This is a genomic window from Variovorax sp. Soil_C_19, assembly GCF_057657255.1.
In genome coordinates, this window is record NZ_JBDGIV010000002.1 from 557,303 (window position 1) to 573,276 (window position 15,974).

Genomic DNA, 15,974 nt, shown 5'->3' on the forward strand with positions numbered 1-15,974 from the left:
CGCCGGGACGCCGGCTGCGGGGCTGGGGATTCTACCTAGGAGGCTGTCGGGCTTGTCGGGCTTGCCTTACGCGTCGAAGGCGGGATCGATCGGCACCCTGTAGCCGTTGACGAGCCGGTTCGTCTCGTTGGCCATGCCCACGACCGCCATCAGCTCGGCGAACATCGCGGGCGTCATGCCGGCCTTCTCGGCGCCCGCGTGATGGCTTGCGGTGCAATAGCCGCAGCCGTTGCTCACGCTCACCGCGAGGTACACCATCTCCTTGACCACCGGATCGAGCGCACCCGGCGCCATCACCTCCTTGAGGCTGGCCCAGGTGCGCCGCAGCGTCGCAGGATCGTTCGCGAGGTACTTCCAGAAGTTGTTGACGTCGGGCACGTTGCGCACGGCCCTGATGTCGTCGAACACGGCCTTCACCTCGTCGGGCGCGTCCGCGTAGTGGATCGGTTGGGGTTTCATGGGGGCTCCAGTTCAGGCGTCGGCAGAGAAGCGCGCGAAGACGGCGTCGAGCCGCGTCAGGTAGTCGCGCCTGGCCGCTTCGTCGATGAAGCTGCCCTCGAAGCTGTTGGCCGCGAGCTGCCACGCATGCCGCACGCCGAGCCCCGTGGCCGCGAAGGTCTGCAGGAAGTTCTGGTTCATGTAGCCGCCGAAGTAGGCCGGGTCGTCCGAGTTGACGGTGGCGACCAGCCCCGCATCGAGCAGCGCGCCGAGGTTGTGCTGCGCGAGGTCGGGGAACACGCAGAGCTTGAGGTTCGACAGCGGGCACACGGTGAGCGGAATGCGGTCTTGCGCGAGCCGCTGCATCAGCGCCGGATCCTTCGCGCTCTGCACGCCATGGTCGACGCGCTCGACCTTCAGCACGTCGAGCGCACTCCAGACGTACTCGGGCGGGCCTTCCTCGCCGGCATGCGCGACCAGATGCAATCCCAGCTCGCGGCAGCGCGCGAACACGCGCGCGAACTTCTCGGGCGGATGGCCCACCTCGCTCGAGTCGAGCCCCACGCCGATGAACTTGTCGCGAAAAGGCAGCGCCTGTTCGAGCGTCTCGAAAGCCTCTTCCTCGCTCAGGTGGCGCAGGAAGCACAGGATCAGCGAGGCACTCACGCCGAGCTTCGGCCCCGCCGCGGTGCAGGCGCTGTACAGGCCCTCGATGACGGTCTCCATCGCCACGCCGCGCGCGGTGTGCGTCTGAGGGTCGAAGAACATCTCGGTGTGGACCACGTTGTCGGCCGCGGCGCGCTCTAGGTAAGCCCAGGCCATGTCGTGGAAGTCCTGCGCCTTCAGCAGCACGCTCGCGCCGGCGTAGTAGATGTCGAGGAAGCTCTGCAGGTTGGTGAAGGCGTAGGCGCGGCGCAGTTCCTCCACGCTCGCGTAGGGAAGGGCCACGCCGTTGCGCCCGGCGAGCGCGAAGATCAGCTCGGGTTCGAGCGAGCCTTCGATGTGCATGTGCAGCTCGGCCTTGGGCATGGCGCACAGCAGTTCGGGCAGGCGCGCGGCCGGGATGCTATCGAAGCGCTGGTCGAAGGTGGGGCGGAAGTCGGTCATGGCGGGGTCTTGCGCGGGGATGTGGGAATGCGAAAAGTGGCAGCGTGTTCGCGCACAGCATAAAGGCTCGCGACGCCACCGCGATGCGCAAAACCGTATGGCCTGGATTGCAGCGCTTCTACATCGCGGCGGGCGTGGCCTCGTACAGACTGCTCGATCGATTCGCCTGAGCCGGCGGCCCGCTTGATAAGCTGGCAAGCATGCACACCTTGATCAGCATCGCGGCGTATCTCCTGATCGGCATCGCCGTGGCGCCGCTGCTGCTGCTTGGGCTCTATGTGCTGGCCGACCGCCTCGGACTCAAGGTGGCCGATCGCATGCTGTCGCTGACGGCGCGGATCCTCCAGTTGCAGTGGCTCAGCGGCGGCGTGGTGAACATCGTCGGTGGCCTGCTCATCGCCGCGCTCGGTATCTGGGCCGCGCTGTCCCTGGAGCCGCCGCTGCATCGGCTGGCCGGCGCGCTGCTGGTGCCCTTCGGACTCTGGCGGGCCTTCAGGGGCGTGGCCGTGCTCAAGGCGTTTTCGAGCGTCGACCAATAGCACGTCCAGGGCAGCGCGGCCGCGCGGGCGATTGTGGCGCGGGCCGTGAGCCACGAAGAGTCAGGGTTCCGTGTCGCGCGGCAGCCCCGCCGCGGGCGCCGGGCTTGCATCGGCCGCGCCATGGTGCAGGCCGACGCCGACGCCGGCGCCGAGTCCGGCGCCCATGCCCATGCCCGCACCGCTGCCACCACCTCTCGCGCCGCCGCCTCCGCCCGCGCCGCCACCCGCGCGGTCGCTGCGTGTCGGCGTGCCCTTGGTGCGCAGCGGTCCCTGCTTCGGAATGCCGAGTTCCGGCGGCACCGGTGCCAGGTCGAGCACCTCGCGGATGAAGGTGCGCAGCGAGACCACCAGTTCGGCCGTTTCCACGCTGCGTCCCGCCGCCATGTCGCTGGCCGCCTGCGCCGCCAGCCGGACCTGCGCCTCGGTGCCCAGCAGGATCACGTCGGACAGCGCGCCCTCGACCGCGTCGCGGATGCGGCGGCGCCGGTCCGATGCCGGAAGTCCGTCCTCGTCCGCGCCCTCGATGGCTTCACCTGCAATCGCGGCTTGCCCGCCGGCCCGCGCCTGAGACCGCCGCTCCCGCAGGTCGCGCAAGTGGCTCGGGTCCACCGCCAGTTCACCGGTGAACGACCCGCCGAGCACCTTGTAGGCCGCGATCAGCGTCTTCAGCCGCTCATTGATCTGCCGGTTCTGCCGCTCCCGCCGTTGCTGCACGCTGAGCATCACCACGATGCGGATGCCGACCGCCACGATCGAGACCAGCACCAGTCCGAGGAGCGTGGAGACAAGGCCTTGCCAGGAGGTGAAGTCGAGTGGGTTGCGCATCGAAGGCTCCAGTTGAAAAGGATGAAACGACAACGGGCCATGCCCCTGAAGGCATGGCCCGTTGATGATCCGGCGCTGTGTCTTACTTCTTGTCCCCGCCCGGCACCTTGCCTTCCACGCCCTTGACGTAGAAGTTCACGCCCGACAGGAACTTGTCGTCGGCCACCGCGTCCTTGGCGACCAGTTCCTTGCCGTCCTGGCCCAGGATGGGGCCTTTCCAGATCGAGAAGCTGCCGTCCTTCAGGCCCTTCTTCACTTCCTCGACCTTGGCCTTGGTTTCAGCCGGCACGTCTTCGGCGATCGAGACGATGTCGATCGCGCCTTCCTTCACGCCCCACCAGCTCTGGCCGGTGGTCCACTTGCCGTCGATCGCGTCTTGCGTGGCCTTGATGTAGTACGGCGCCCAGTTGATGGTGGCCGACGCGAGGTGGGCCTTGGGGCCGTAGGCGGTCATGTCCGAATCCCAGCCGAAGGCGCGCTTGCCTTTTTCCTGCGCGGTCTTGAGCACGGCCGGCGAGTCGGTGTTCTGGAACAGGACGTCGGCGCCGCCGTTGATGAGGGCGGTGGCGGCCTCGGTCTCCTTGGGCGGGCTGAACCATTCGTTGACCCACACGACCTTGGTGGTGATCTTCGGGTTAACCGACTGCGCGCCCATGGTGAAGCTGTTGATGTTGCGCAGCACCTCGGGGATCGGCACCGAGCCCACCACGCCGAGCGTGTTGCTCTTGGTCATGGCGCCGGCAATGATGCCGGCCATGTACGCGCCTTCGTAGGTGCGGCTGTCGTAGGTGCGCATGTTCTCGGCGGTCTTGTAGCCGGTGGCATGCTCGAACTTGACGTCCTTGCTGTCGTTGGCCACCTTGAGCATCGGCTCCATGTAGCCGAAGGTGGTGCCGAAGATCAGCTTGTTGCCCTGGCCGACCAGGTCGCGGAACACGCGCTCGGCGTCGGCGCCCTCGGGCACGCTCTCCACGAAGGTGGTCTTGATCTTGTCGCCGAATTCCTTTTCGAGCGCCTTGCGGCCGTTGTCGTGCGCAAAGGTCCAGCCGCCATCGCCGACCGGACCGATGTAGGCGAACGCGATGTTGAGCGGCGCTGCGGGTGCCGGTGCCGCGGCGGCGGGCGCCGGTGCGGGCGTCGGCGCCGCGGCGGGTGCAGCCGGCTCCTCCGTCTTGCCGCAGCCGATCAGGGCCGCCGAAGCCACCGCGGTCAGGGCGGCGAGCTTTAGCAGGGAGCGCTTGTTCAGGTCATTCATTGTCGGAATCCTAAAAAAAGGACGGTTGGCGGAAAAACGAAAAGCGAGATTATGAGCCGGGGTAGAACGGTTTCCCGATCGAAGCGGGCATGTTGATGCGGATGAACGCCGGGTTGCGCGAGATCAACGCCAGCACCACGATGGGCGCGATGTACTGCAGCATGCTGAGGAACTGGGCGGGCACGTCGACGCCGCTGCTCTGCAAATGGAAGCCCAGCATCGACACGCCGCCGAACAGGTAGGCGCCCAGCAGCACGCGCATGGGCCGCCAGGTGGCGAAGGTGGTGAGCGCGAGCGCGATCCAGCCGCGGCCCGCGACCATGCCCTCGACCCACAGCGGCGTGTAGACGGTCGAGAGGTACGCGCCCGAAAGCCCGCAGAGAGCGCCGCCAGCGACCACGGCCATGAAGCGGATGCGGCGCACCGGGTAGCCGAGCGCATGCGCCGATTCAGGCGATTCGCCGACCGAGCGCAGCACGAGGCCGGCGCGCGTGCGGTAGAGAAACCAGATGAGCCCGACCGTCAACAACACCGCGATGTACACCATCGGGTGGTGGCGGAACAGCGCGGGGCCGACGAGGGGAATCTCGCTGAGCCACGGTATGGCGTACGACACGCTCTCCGGCAGCCGCGCCTGCACGAAGTTGATGCCGACAAAGGCCGAAAAGCCGACGCCGAACAGGCTCAGCGCGAGCCCGGTGGCGTACTGGTTGGTGTTGAGCCAGATCACCAGCACACCGAAGAAGGCCGCGAGCAGTGCGCCGGCGGCCATGCCGGCCAGGAAGCCGAGCCAGGGGTTGTGGGTGGTGACGACCGTCGCGAAGCCTGCGATGGCGGCGCAGAGCATCATGCCCTCGGCGCCGAGGTTGACGATGCCGGCCTTCTCGTTGATCAAGAGGCCCAGCGCCGCGATCGCGAGCACGGTGCCGGCGCTAAGTGTGGAGCCCAAAAGGAGTGCGTAGCTGTCAAACATGTTGCTCGCCCCCAAGCTGCGCGGCACTGCGTGTCCGCTCCACCACCCCCCTACCGGGGGCAACACCAGCGGCCCGGCAAAGCCGGTTCCGCGGTGTTCCTGGAAGTGAATTCATCGTGTGCTTCATGTGGACTCCGTGGAACGCACGATCGGCGCGGTCAAAGGCGTGCTGGCTTGCAGCGAGCCTGTCGTCAACGTGGGCCCCGCCGCTTTCGCAGCGGCCTTTCGGCGGATGCGATAGGCGATCAACGTGTCGCAGGCCAGCAGCGTGAACAGCAGCAGTCCCTGGAACACGCCCGTGAGCGACTTGGGCAGGCCCAGGCGCGACTGCGCGAGCTCGCCGCCGATGTAGAACATGCTCATGAGGATGGCCGAGAACACCATGCCGACCGGATGCAGCCGCCCCACGAAGGCCACGATGATCGCCGCGAAGCCGTAGCCTGCGGGCACGTACGGCGTCAGTTGGCCCAGCGGGCCGGCGACTTCGAGCGCACCGGCCAGGCCCGCCGCGCCGCCCGAGACCAGCAGCGCTGTCCACACCGCGCGCCGCGCCGAGAAGCCCGCGTAGCGCGCCGCCGCCGGTGCCAGCCCGCCGACCTGCTGTGCGAAACCGGCACGCGTGCGGAAAAGAAAGACCCAGAGCACGCCCACGCCTACCAGCGCGATGATCAGCCCGATGCTCACGCGCGAGCCCTTGAAGAGCCGCGGAATCTGCGTCACGGCCTCGAAGGTCTTCGACTGCGGGAAGTTGTAGCCCTGCGGATCTTTCCAGGGGCCGAACACCATGTAGCTCAAGAGCAGCGTCGCCACGTACACCAGCATCAGGCTCACGAGAATTTCATTGGCGTTGAAGCGGTCGCGCAGGAAAGCCACGATGCCCGCCCACACCATGCCGCCGAGCGTGCCCGCCACGAGAATGGCCCCGACGATCCACGAACCGGTGGTCTTGTCGGCCATCAGCGCCACGCCGCCCGCTGCGATGGCGCCGAACACGAACTGGCCCTCGGCGCCGATGTTCCAGACGTTCGAACGGAAGCACACCGCCAGGCCGAGCGCGATGATCAGCAGCGGCGTGGCCTTGATCGTGAGTTCGCCGATCGCGTAGCCGTTCTTGATGGGCTCGTAGAAGAACACCAGCAGGCCCTTGACGGGGTCCTTGCCGAGCGCGGCGAACAGCGCCACGCCGATCAGCACGGTGACCAGCAGCGCCAGGATCGGCGAGGCAAAAGTCCAGAAGCGCGAAAGCTCCGGACGCGCTTCAAGCTTGAGCATGCGCCGCCTCCTTGCCGCCGTTCGCCTGCCAGAGCCCGCTCATCCATTCGCCGATCTGCGGCAGCGTGGCTGCCGCGCGGTCGACCGAGGGCGACAGCCGCCCCTTGGCGATCACGTGCAGGCGATCGCTGATGTCGAACAGCTCGTCGAGTTCTTCACTGACCACCAGCACCGCGCAGCCCGCGTCGCGCAGCGCGAGGATCTCGCCGCGGATCAGCGCGGCGGCGCCCACGTCCACGCCCCAGGTCGGCTGCGAGACGATGAAGAGCTTCGGGTCGGCATCGATCTCGCGCCCGACGATGTATTTCTGCAGGTTGCCGCCCGACAGCGAGCGCGCCGCCGCATGCGGGCCGCCGGCCTTGACGTTGAAGCGCGCAATGATGGCCTTGGCATGCTTCTCGAGCGCCGCGGTGCGGATCCAGCCGCCCCGGCCCACGGCATTGCCGCGCGTGAGCAGCAGGTTGTGCGCGAGCCCGAGCGTGGGCACCGCGCCGCGGCCCAGCCGCTCCTCGGGCACGAAATGCAGGCCGAGCGCCCGCCGCGCGCGCGGCGCAAGCCGTCCGGCGGGCCGGTCGAACACCCGCACCATGGCGGCGCCGGCGCGCACGTCCTCGCCCGAGAGCGCGTAGAGCAGCTCCTTCTGGCCATTGCCCGAGACGCCCGCGATGCCGACCACCTCGCCCGCGCGCACCTCGAACGAGATTGCGTCGAGGTCGACGCCGAACTGGTCCTCGCGCGCCAGCGTGAGGCCCTCGACGGCGAGCGCCACCGCGCCCGCATGCACCGGCCGGTGCGTGAGCGGCGGCGGCTCGGAGCCGATCATCAGCCGCGACAGCGACTCGTTGCTTTCCTGCCGCGGGTCGCACACGCCCGTGACCTTGCCGCCGCGCAGCACCGTGCAGGCGGTGCAGAGTTCGCGGATCTCGTGCAGCTTGTGGCTGATATAGAGGATGCTGCAGCCTTCCGACGCCAGCTTGTTGAGCACTGCGAACAACTTGCCCACCGCCTGGGGCGTGAGCACCGAGGTCGGCTCGTCGAGGATCAGGAGCCGGGGGTTGGTGAGCAGCGCGCGGATGATCTCCACGCGCTGCATCTCGCCGACCGACAGCGTGTGCACCGGCCGCGAAGGGTCGATGTCCAGGCCGTACTCGCTCGCCTTGGCCGAGATGCTGCGCGCCACTTCGGCGAGCGCCAGCGACTTGTCCAGGCCGAGCCACACGTTCTCGGCCACGGTGAGCGTGTCGAACAGACTGAAGTGCTGGAACACCATGCTGATGCCCAGCGCCCTCGCCTGCTGCGGGTTGCGCAGTTGCACGGGCTCGCCGTCGAACACCACGGTGCCCTCGTCGGGCTTGACCGAGCCGTAGATGATCTTCATCAGCGTCGACTTGCCGGCGCCGTTCTCGCCGAGCACGGCATGGATCTCGCCGGGGGCGACGGCCAGCGAGATGTCGCTGTTCGCCACCACCGCCGGATAGCGCTTCGTGATGTTGGCGAGCTGGAGTCTGGGATGGGTCATGCCAAAGCCTGGTGCGGAATAGCTACAAGTTTAATAGCGTCCCCGACGAAATCGGCCCACGAACGGCAGCCCCGGCCAGGGCACCCGTGGAACCGGCTACGCCGGGCCACTGGGTGCGCCCCCCAGTGGGGGGGAGGCGGCTACACGCAGTGAGCCGCTTCGGGGGGCGTCCTCAATGCCCGCCGATGTAGGCGAACTTGAACAGGAAGATCGCCGCGATCACCCAGACCATCACATGCACTTCCCGTGCCCGGCCGGTGAACAGCTTGAGCACCGCATAGGTGATGAAGCCGAAGGCCAGCCCGTTGGCGATCGAATAGGTGAAGGGCATCGCCAGCGCGGTGACCACCGCGGGGATCACCTCGGTGGTGTCTTCCCAGTCGAGCTCGACCAGGTCGCGCAGCATCAGGCAGCCCACGAACAGAAGCGCCGGCGCGGTGGCATAGGCCGGCACCGAGCCCGCGAGCGGCGAGATCATGAGGCAGGCCAGGAACAGCACGGCGACCACCACCGCGGTGAGGCCGGTGCGCCCGCCCGCCTGCACGCCGGCCGCGCTCTCGACGTAGGCCGTGGTGCTCGAGGTGCCGAGCAGCGAGCCCGCGAAGATCGCGCCGCTGTCGGCCAGGAGCGCCTTGTTCATCCGCTCCATCTTGCCGGGCACCAGCAGCCCGGCGCGCTTGGCCACGCCCATCAGCGTGCCGGTGGCGTCGAACATCTCGACCAGGAAGAACACCAGCACCACGTTGAGGATGCCGCCCTGGAGCGCGCCCATGATGTCGAGTTCGAGGAAGGTGGGCATGACCGACGGCGGCGCGTCGAAGATGCCGTTGAACTTGTTGCCGCCGAAGAAGAACGACAGTACCGTCACCACCATGATGCCGACCAGGATCGCGCCGCGCACCTTGAGCCGGTCGAGCACCACGATGATCAGGAAACCCAGCGTGGCCAGGATCACCGGCGGCGAATGCAGGTTGCCGAGCGTCACGAAGGTGGCGGGCGAGGCGGCCACCACGCCGGCGCTCTTGAGCGCGATGAGCGCCAGGAACATGCCGATGCCCACCGTGATCGCGGTTCTGAGCGACTGCGGTATGCCCCGGATGAACAGCTCCCGCAGCCCCGTGACCGTCACCACGAGGAACAGGCAGCCCGAGATGAACACCGCGCCGAGCGCCACCTGCCACGTGTAGCCCATGCCCAGCACCACCACGTACGAGAAGTAGGCGTTCAGCCCCATGCCCGGCGCCATCGCGATCGGGTAGTTGGCATACAGGCCCATGATCAGCGTGCCCAGCGCCGCGATCAGGCAGGTGGCCACGAACACCGCGCCCTTCGGCATGCCCGCGTCGCCGAGGATCGACGGGTTGACGAAGATGATGTAGGCCATCGTCAGGAAGGTGGTGAGGCCGGCGATGACCTCGGTGCGCACCGTCGTGTTGTGCTCGGCCAGGCCGAACATGCGCTCGAGCCAGCCTCCGCCGTGCGGCACGCCGCGCGCGGCCGCCACCGGTGCGGCGGGATCGGTGAGCTTGGGCACCTCTTCAAACCTGTTCATTTCGCTTGTCTCCAGCTGTTGTATTGGGCGGTCGTTGTTTCATCGTGCCTTTCCGGGCGCGACGCCGGCGCGACCGGGGGCTCACCGCTCAGGGCGGATCGGGGCTGTCGGGGGCGTGCGGGGGCCGCAGCGATGCCGCCACGCCCTTGATGCAGTCGCGCAGCCAGCGCGCGGAACTCGACGAATGGGTGCGCTCGTGCCAGAGCTGGTAGTACATGAGCCGCGGCAGGGCCACCGGGCAGTCGAGGATCTTCACCGGCAGCCGCGCCGCGAAGCGCTCGCAGTACTGGCGGCCTGTGGTCAGCACCAGCAGGCTGGAGGCGACCATGTCGGGGATGAGCCCGAAGTGCGCGCAACGCGCCGTGATATTGCGCTGCCGCCCGAGCTCGTCGAGCATCTGGTCGATGATGCCGCGCCCGCCGGGATGCATCGGCGTGGGCGCGATGTGCTCGGCCGCGAGCCAGGTTTCGAGGTCCCAGCCGCGGCGCACCGCCGGGTGGTCCTGGTTGACGAGCGACACCACCTCGTCGCCGAAGAGCCGCGCCATGTGCAGGTCTTCGGGCGGCTTCAGCCAGTTGCCGATCACCAGGTCGACCTGGCCGAGCGACAGATGGCCGTGGTAGTCGGAGTCGGGCGAGAGCGCGTGGATCTCGATGTGGCACAACGGCGCCTCGCGCTTGACCTGCGCCACGAGCATCGGCAGGAACAGCGGGTCCATGTAGTCGCTCGCGGCGATCCGGAAGGTGGTGGCCGCCGACTGCGGCTCGAAGCCGCGCGCATCGGAGAACAGCATCTCGGCGGCGCGCAGGATGCTCGCGGCCGGTTCGATCATGCGCAGCCCCGCGTCGGTGGGCACCATGCCCGAGCCCGAGCGCACCAGAAGCGGATCGCCCGAGAGCTCGCGCAGCCGCTTGAGCGCCGCCGACACGGCCGGCTGGTACATGCCCAGGCGGATGGCGGCGCGCGAGACGCTGCGGTCGGTCAGCACGGTGTGGAGCACCCGGATGAGGTGAAGATCGATCTTGTCGAAAAGAGCCTGGTCGCGCATGGGCCGCTCGAACGGTAGTGGACGGTGCGAGCGGTTATACGCCGGGGATCGAGGCGCCGGCGGTCATCCCGCCTGCGCGGCGGTCGCGGCGGTCACTGCCGTGACCGCGCGCAGGATCGCCTCGCTCGTCGCGGGCGCCTTGAGCGGCGGATCGACGCGGTGCCCGCCCGCGGCTGACACCGCGTCGCGGATCGCGAAGAACACCGAGAACGGCAGCAACAGCGGCGGCTCGCCCACGGCCTTGCTGCGGTGGATGGAATCTTCCGCGTTCTGGCCGTCGAACAGGCGCACGTTGAACACCGGCGGGCAGTCGTTGGCGGTGGGGATCTTGTAGGTGCTCGGCGCATGCGTCGTGAGCTTGCCGCTCTGCGGATGCCACACGAGTTCCTCGGTGGTGAGCCAGCCCATGCCCTGGATGAAAGCACCTTCGACCTGGCCGATGTCCACGGCCGGGTTGAGTGACTTGCCCGCGTCGTGCAGGATGTCGGCGCGCAGGAGCTTCCATTCGCCGGTGAGCGTGTCCACCACCACCTCGCTCACCGCCGCGCCATAGGCGAAGTAGTAGAACGGGCGGCCCTGCATCCTGTCCTTGTCCCAGCTCAGGCCCGGCGTGGCGTAGAAGCCGTCCGACCAGAGCTGCTTGCGGTCGAGATAGGCCTCGCCCACCACGGTGCTGAAGGCCAGCGTGCGGCCGTTGACTTCGACCTGGTCGTTCGCGAAGCGCACCGCGGCCGCGTCGCCGCCGTGGCGCTCGGCCGCGCACGCCGCCAGGCGCTCGCGGATCTGGCGCGCGGCGTCCTGCGCGGCCTTGCCGTTGAGGTCGGCGCCCGTCGAGGCGGCCGTGGCCGAGGTGTTGGCCACCTTGGTGGTGTCGGTGGCCGTCACGCGCACGCGCTCGAAGCTCACGCCCAGCTCGTGCGCCACCACCTGCGCCACCTTGGTGTTGAGGCCCTGTCCCATCTCCGTGCCGCCGTGGTTCACGAGGATGGAGCCGTCGGTGTACACATGCACCAGCGCGCCGGCCTGGTTGAAGTGCTTCACGTTGAAGGAGATGCCGAACTTCAGCGGCGCCAGCGCCAGGCCGCGCTTGAGCACCGGGCTCTTCGCGTTGAAGGCGGCGATCTCCTCGCGCCGCGCGCGGTAGTCGCTGGTGGCTTCGAGTTCGGCGACGAGCTCGTGCACGATGTTGTCGGTCACGGTCTGGCGGTAGGGCGTGACGTTGTTCTCCGTCTTGCCGTAGAAGTTGACGCGCCGCACGTCGAGCGGATCGCGGCCCAGCGCACGCGCCACCGAGTCGAGGATGTTCTCGACCGCGATCGCGCCCTGCGGCCCGCCGAAGCCGCGGAACGCGGTGTTGCTCTGCGTGTTGGTCTTGCCCGAGTAGCCGTGCATCGCCACGTTCGGCAGCCAGTAGGCGTTGTCGAAGTGGCACAGCGCGCGCGTCATCACCGGGCCCGAGAGGTCGGCCGAATGGCCGGCGCGCGAGACCATTGTGATCTCCGCGCCGAGAATGCGGCCCTCGTCGTCGTAGCCTACGTCGTACTCGTACCAGAAGCAGTGGCGTCGGCCGGTGATCATGAAATCGTCGTCGCGGTCGAGCCGCAGCTTCACGGGGCGCTGCAGCTGCCGCGCCGCGATGGCGGCCACGCAGGCAAAGAGCGCCGACTGCGATTCCTTGCCGCCGAAGCCGCCGCCCATGCGCCGGCATTCGACATGCACCTCGTTCGACTGCAGGTGCAGCGCATGCGCCACCAGGTGCTGCATCTCGCTCGGGTGCTGGGTCGAGCAGTGAATGTGCAGCGCGCCGCCTTCCTTGGGAATGGCGTAGCTGATCTGGCCTTCGAGGTAGAACTGCTCCTGGCCGCCGACGTCGAAGCTGGCCTTGTGGCGGTGCGGTGCACCGGCAATGGCCGCGCGCACCGCGGCCTCGTCGCCCTCGTTGGCCGCGCCGCTGCTGCGCACGATGTGCATCGGCGGCACCACGTACTGGCCGCGCGCATGCGCTTCTTGCGGCGTGAGGACCGGCGGCTCGGCCTCGAGCGTGATCGCATCCTTCGCCCTGGCCGCGGCGCGGCGCGCGGCATCGCGCGTCTCGGCGATCACCGCGAACACGGGTTGGCCGAGGTAGCGGATCTCGCCGCCCGCGTTCACCGGCAGCAGGATCGGGTCGTCATGCACGATCGAGCCGCAGTCGTTGCTGCCCGGGATGTCGTCGGCCGAGAGCACGGCCACCACGCCGGGCATCGCGCGGATCGCATCGAGCGACAGCGCCGTGATGCGGCCGCTGGCCGCCGGCGACAGGCCCAGCGCGCAATGCAGCGTGCCCACGAGCTCGGGAATGTCGTCGATGTAGGTCGCTTCGCCGGCCACATGCAGGTGCGCCGACTCGTGCGGACGGCTGATGCCGACGCGCGCGCCCTGCGCGTGCGCCTGCTTCTCGGCGCCCTGGTCGATGCGCGCGGCCGTGTTCTTCAGGTAGTTCGCGAAGGCCTCTGCGGGTTGCAGCAGCCGGGGGTCGATCGGTTTGTTCATGGTCAGGATCCTTCCGCGGCGGCAGCCGCATGCGGCATCACGCTCCAGACGCTGGTTTCTTCGGTCGCGAGCGGATCGTCGGCACGCGTTTCGAGCCACAGGCGCTGGATCAGGTTCTGCGCCACCTGCATGCGGTAGTCGGCCGACGCGCGCATGTCGGAGAGCGGATTGAAGTCTTCGGCGAGTGCGCGCTTGGCGGCCTCGACGCTGGCCTGGCGCCAGGGCCGGCCGACGAGCGCGGCCTCGGCTTTCGCGGCACGCCTGACGGTCGCGGCCATGCCGCCGAAGGCGAGGCGCACGGCCTTCACGGTCTCGCCATCGGCCTCGAGCTCGAGCGCGAAGCCCGCGCACAGCGCCGAGATGTCGCAGTCGAAGCGCTTGCTGATCTTGTAGGCGCGCACCTGGCGGCGCATGGCCGCGAGCGGAACGGCCAGCCCCTGCACGAACTCGCCGGGCTGCAGCTGGTTCTTCATGTAGTCGACGTAGAAGTCCGCGAGCGGCATGCGGCGCACCGCCTCGCCGCGGCGCAGTTCGATCTCGGCATCGAGCGCCATCAGCACCGGCGGCGAATCGCCGATCGGCGAGCCGTTGGCCACGTTGCCGCCCATGGTGCCGGCATGGCGGATCGGCGGCGAGGCAAAGCGCAGCCACACGTCCTCCAGGCTCGGCACGCGCTGCACCAGCGCCGCGAAGGCGGCTTCGAGCGAAGCGCCGGCGCCGATGTAGAGCGCGTCCTCGCGCACTTCGATCGTCTTGAGTTCGGCCACGTCGCCCACGTAGATGATGTCGCCCAGGTCGCGGAACTGCTTGTTGACCCAGAGGCCGACATCGGTCGAGCCCGCGAGCAGCTGTGCACCGGGCTTGCGCTCACGCAGCGTGGCCAGTTGCGCCAGCGTCTTCGGCGCATGGAAGCGGTCGGTGCGCGCACCGAGCGGCGCGGCATATTCGAGCCCGTCGCCGTCCTGCAGCGAAGCGAGCGCGGCCACCACCGGCTTGGTGTCGAGCCGCACGCCGGGCAGGTCGAACATGCGCTGGCCCGCGTCGAGGATCGGCCGGTAGCCGGTGCAGCGGCACAGGTTGCCCGACAGTTCGTCGGCCAGTTGCTGGCGCGTGGGCTGCGTGCCGCGGGCCTGATGGTGCTCGTAGCTCGACCACAGCGACATCACGAAGCCCGGCGTGCAGAAGCCGCACTGCGAGCCGTGGCAGTCGACCAGCGCCTGCTGCACCGGGTGCAGCGTGTGGACGGGGTGCTTGACACCCTTGGGTGGCGCCGCGGTCGCGCACTGCGACTTCAGGTCCTCGACGGTGAACAGCGCCTTGCCATGCAGCGTCGGCAAGAACTGGATGCAGGCATTGACCGTCTGCAGCCGGAGCCCGTCGATGGTGCCGGGCGCCTGGGCGTCGTCGCCCTCGGCCAGTTCGCCGACCACCACCGTGCAGGCGCCGCAGTCGCCTTCGTTGCAGCCTTCCTTGGTGCCGGTGCAGTGCGCGTCCTCGCGCAGCCAGTCGAGCACCGAACGGGTCGGGTGGACGCCGCTCACCTCCACGATCTTGCCGCGGTGGAAGAAGCGGATCGGACGAATCTGGCTGCTGTGGCTGCTGTCGGTGCTCATGCTTTTTGGCTCGTGGGCGGCCCGTGGCGGGCCAGTCATGGACGTTAGCGGCTTGTCCGCGAGGTTGCATACGGGGGCGCCCATAACGCGTATGCGGGCGCCGGTATGGCGCGTACGGGGAAACCCTTGGGCGGGCTGAGCAATTCTCGCGCCATCGGGGAGGCGGCGTGCCCGACGAGCTTCTATGCGCGCGGCCGCCCGGTCGATTCGCGCACCACCAGCGACACGTCGACCTCGTGGTGCAGCGCGGCGGCCTTGCCCGCGAGCGACTTCACGAGGTATTCGCCGGCCCGCGTCCAGACCTCGTCGGTCGGCACATGCATGGTGGTGAGGCTGGGGCGCAGGTGGCGGCTCCATTCGAGGTCGTCGAAGCCCATCACCGACAGGTCGCCGGGCACGTGCAGGCCGCGGCGTTCGGCCTCGAGCAGCACGCCGTAGGCGATCACGTCGTTGCCGCAGACCACGGCCGTGGGCCACTGTTCGCACGGCGGCGACAGCAGCACCCGCGCGCCCTGCCGCGCATCGTCGAGGTGGTAGGGCACCTCGATGTACCACTCGGGCCTGAGCGCGAGGCCGCTCTCGGCCAGCGCGCGCCGCACACCCGAGACGCGCGCCGTGGCGCGGTCGTTGTTCGACGAGATGGCCGCCACCATGCCGATGCGCGTGTGGCCCAGCTCGATCAGGTAGCGGCAGGCGCGGTAGGCCGCGGCCTCGTTGTTGCCGCCCACCGAGGCATAGGGCTTGTCGGGGTGGTACACGCCCACGTTCACGAACGGGATGCGCTGCGAGGCCAAGAGCCGGCGCAGTGCGTCGGTGTGGGTGTCGCCGCGCAGGATCAGCCCGTCGATGCCGCGGCTCGCCATGTTCTGCGCCTGCCGCGCCTCGGTCTCGGGGTCGTAGCCGCTGGTGGACAGCAGCAGCAGGTAGCCCTGCAGCGACAGGTAGCTCTGCAGCGCCTCGATGCCGCGCGCGAACATGGCGTTGTCCACCGTCGGGATGATCGCGCCGATCGTGCGCGTGCGGCGCGAGGAGAGCGCGCGCGCCGCGGCGTCGGGGATGTAGCCGAGCTCGGCGATCGCCGCATCGATGCGCTTGCGCAGGTCGGGGCGCACCGATTCGGGGTTGTTGATCGTGCGCGAAATCGAGGCCGTGGACACGCCCACATGCTTGGCGACGTCACGGATTCCCACGGATTTCGGCTTCATGATGAAACAGTTTACAGGAAACGATACGTTGCCGATCACAGCAATTTTTCGGGGAAATCCCCTAGCCTTTTCCCTGCTGAAGCGTTCTTTTCGGGT

General features: G+C 68.6%; 13 protein-coding genes. 1 reads left to right on the forward strand and 12 read right to left on the reverse strand.

Features of this window, described 5'->3' with window-relative positions; genetic code table 11:
• Positions 1-66 precede the first annotated feature (66 nt).
• Positions 67-459: a carboxymuconolactone decarboxylase family protein gene (locus AC3A6R_RS07115; RefSeq protein WP_487864111.1), complete on the reverse strand. Its 393-nt coding sequence runs from the start codon at positions 457-459 to the stop codon at positions 67-69.
• A gap of 12 nt (positions 460-471) precedes the next feature.
• Positions 472-1,545: an adenosine deaminase gene (locus tag AC3A6R_RS07120; protein ID WP_487858341.1), complete on the reverse strand. Its 1,074-nt coding sequence runs from the start codon at positions 1,543-1,545 to the stop codon at positions 472-474.
• 200 nt (positions 1,546-1,745) lie between these two features.
• Between AC3A6R_RS07120 and AC3A6R_RS07125 the strand changes: the two genes are divergently transcribed.
• Positions 1,746-2,084: a hypothetical protein gene (locus AC3A6R_RS07125; protein ID WP_487858342.1), complete on the forward strand. Its 339-nt coding sequence runs from the start codon at positions 1,746-1,748 to the stop codon at positions 2,082-2,084.
• A gap of 60 nt (positions 2,085-2,144) precedes the next feature.
• Here the strand turns inward: AC3A6R_RS07125 and AC3A6R_RS07130 are convergent, their stop codons facing one another.
• The 10 genes from AC3A6R_RS07130 to AC3A6R_RS07175 all read right to left on the reverse strand — a co-directional run bounded on the left by AC3A6R_RS07130 (position 2,145) and on the right by AC3A6R_RS07175 (position 15,878).
• Positions 2,145-2,909, reverse strand: a complete 765-nt coding sequence (locus AC3A6R_RS07130) for a hypothetical protein (RefSeq protein WP_487864112.1) — start codon at positions 2,907-2,909, stop codon at positions 2,145-2,147.
• Between the two features lie 82 nt (positions 2,910-2,991).
• Positions 2,992-4,164 (reverse strand): BMP family ABC transporter substrate-binding protein, encoded by a 1,173-nt coding sequence (locus AC3A6R_RS07135; protein WP_487858344.1) that lies wholly within the window; start codon positions 4,162-4,164, stop codon positions 2,992-2,994.
• Positions 4,165-4,213: 49 nt separating this feature from the next.
• Positions 4,214-5,137 carry an ABC transporter permease gene (locus AC3A6R_RS07140; RefSeq protein ID WP_487858345.1) on the reverse strand — a complete coding sequence of 308 codons (924 nt, stop codon included), beginning with the start codon at positions 5,135-5,137 and terminating at the stop codon, positions 4,214-4,216.
• A 123-nt stretch (positions 5,138-5,260) separates the two neighbouring features.
• On the reverse strand, positions 5,261-6,409 hold the full coding sequence (locus AC3A6R_RS07145; RefSeq protein ID WP_487858346.1) for an ABC transporter permease: 1,149 nt from the start codon (positions 6,407-6,409) through the stop codon (positions 5,261-5,263).
• Positions 6,396-7,928 carry an ABC transporter ATP-binding protein gene (locus AC3A6R_RS07150; protein ID WP_487858347.1) on the reverse strand — a complete coding sequence of 511 codons (1,533 nt, stop codon included), beginning with the start codon at positions 7,926-7,928 and terminating at the stop codon, positions 6,396-6,398. Before AC3A6R_RS07150 ends, AC3A6R_RS07145 begins: the two co-directional genes overlap by 14 nt.
• Before the next feature lie 172 nt (positions 7,929-8,100).
• Positions 8,101-9,480: an NCS2 family permease gene (locus AC3A6R_RS07155; protein WP_487864113.1), complete on the reverse strand. Its 1,380-nt coding sequence runs from the start codon at positions 9,478-9,480 to the stop codon at positions 8,101-8,103.
• 88 nt (positions 9,481-9,568) lie between these two features.
• Entirely contained in the window at positions 9,569-10,528 is a 960-nt protein-coding gene (locus AC3A6R_RS07160) for a LysR family transcriptional regulator (RefSeq protein ID WP_487858349.1), read from the reverse strand.
• A gap of 63 nt (positions 10,529-10,591) precedes the next feature.
• Positions 10,592-13,060 (reverse strand): xanthine dehydrogenase molybdopterin binding subunit, encoded by a 2,469-nt coding sequence (gene xdhB, locus AC3A6R_RS07165; protein WP_487864114.1) that lies wholly within the window; start codon positions 13,058-13,060, stop codon positions 10,592-10,594.
• Between the two features lie 2 nt (positions 13,061-13,062).
• Positions 13,063-14,673, reverse strand: coding sequence for a xanthine dehydrogenase small subunit (gene xdhA, locus AC3A6R_RS07170; RefSeq protein WP_487864115.1), 1,611 nt, complete (start codon positions 14,671-14,673; stop codon positions 13,063-13,065).
• A gap of 182 nt (positions 14,674-14,855) precedes the next feature.
• Entirely contained in the window at positions 14,856-15,878 is a 1,023-nt protein-coding gene (locus tag AC3A6R_RS07175) for a LacI family DNA-binding transcriptional regulator (protein ID WP_487864116.1), read from the reverse strand.
• Positions 15,879-15,974: the final 96 nt, after the last annotated feature.

Coding starts and splice junctions, on each gene's coding strand:
- AC3A6R_RS07115 (WP_487864111.1), bottom strand. CDS start 459: ATGAAACCCCAACCGATCCACTACGCGGACGCGCCCGACGAGGTGAAG.
- AC3A6R_RS07120 (WP_487858341.1), bottom strand. CDS start 1,545: ATGACCGACTTCCGCCCCACCTTCGACCAGCGCTTCGATAGCATCCCG.
- AC3A6R_RS07125 (WP_487858342.1), top strand. CDS start 1,746: ATGCACACCTTGATCAGCATCGCGGCGTATCTCCTGATCGGCATCGCC.
- AC3A6R_RS07130 (WP_487864112.1), bottom strand. CDS start 2,909: ATGCGCAACCCACTCGACTTCACCTCCTGGCAAGGCCTTGTCTCCACG.
- AC3A6R_RS07135 (WP_487858344.1), bottom strand. CDS start 4,164: ATGAATGACCTGAACAAGCGCTCCCTGCTAAAGCTCGCCGCCCTGACC.
- AC3A6R_RS07140 (WP_487858345.1), bottom strand. CDS start 5,137: ATGTTTGACAGCTACGCACTCCTTTTGGGCTCCACACTTAGCGCCGGC.
- AC3A6R_RS07145 (WP_487858346.1), bottom strand. CDS start 6,409: ATGCTCAAGCTTGAAGCGCGTCCGGAGCTTTCGCGCTTCTGGACTTTT.
- AC3A6R_RS07150 (WP_487858347.1), bottom strand. CDS start 7,928: ATGACCCATCCCAGACTCCAGCTCGCCAACATCACGAAGCGCTATCCG.
- AC3A6R_RS07155 (WP_487864113.1), bottom strand. CDS start 9,480: ATGAACAGGTTTGAAGAGGTGCCCAAGCTCACCGATCCCGCCGCACCG.
- AC3A6R_RS07160 (WP_487858349.1), bottom strand. CDS start 10,528: ATGCGCGACCAGGCTCTTTTCGACAAGATCGATCTTCACCTCATCCGG.
- xdhB (WP_487864114.1), bottom strand. CDS start 13,060: ATGAACAAACCGATCGACCCCCGGCTGCTGCAACCCGCAGAGGCCTTC.
- xdhA (WP_487864115.1), bottom strand. CDS start 14,673: ATGAGCACCGACAGCAGCCACAGCAGCCAGATTCGTCCGATCCGCTTC.
- AC3A6R_RS07175 (WP_487864116.1), bottom strand. CDS start 15,878: ATGAAGCCGAAATCCGTGGGAATCCGTGACGTCGCCAAGCATGTGGGC.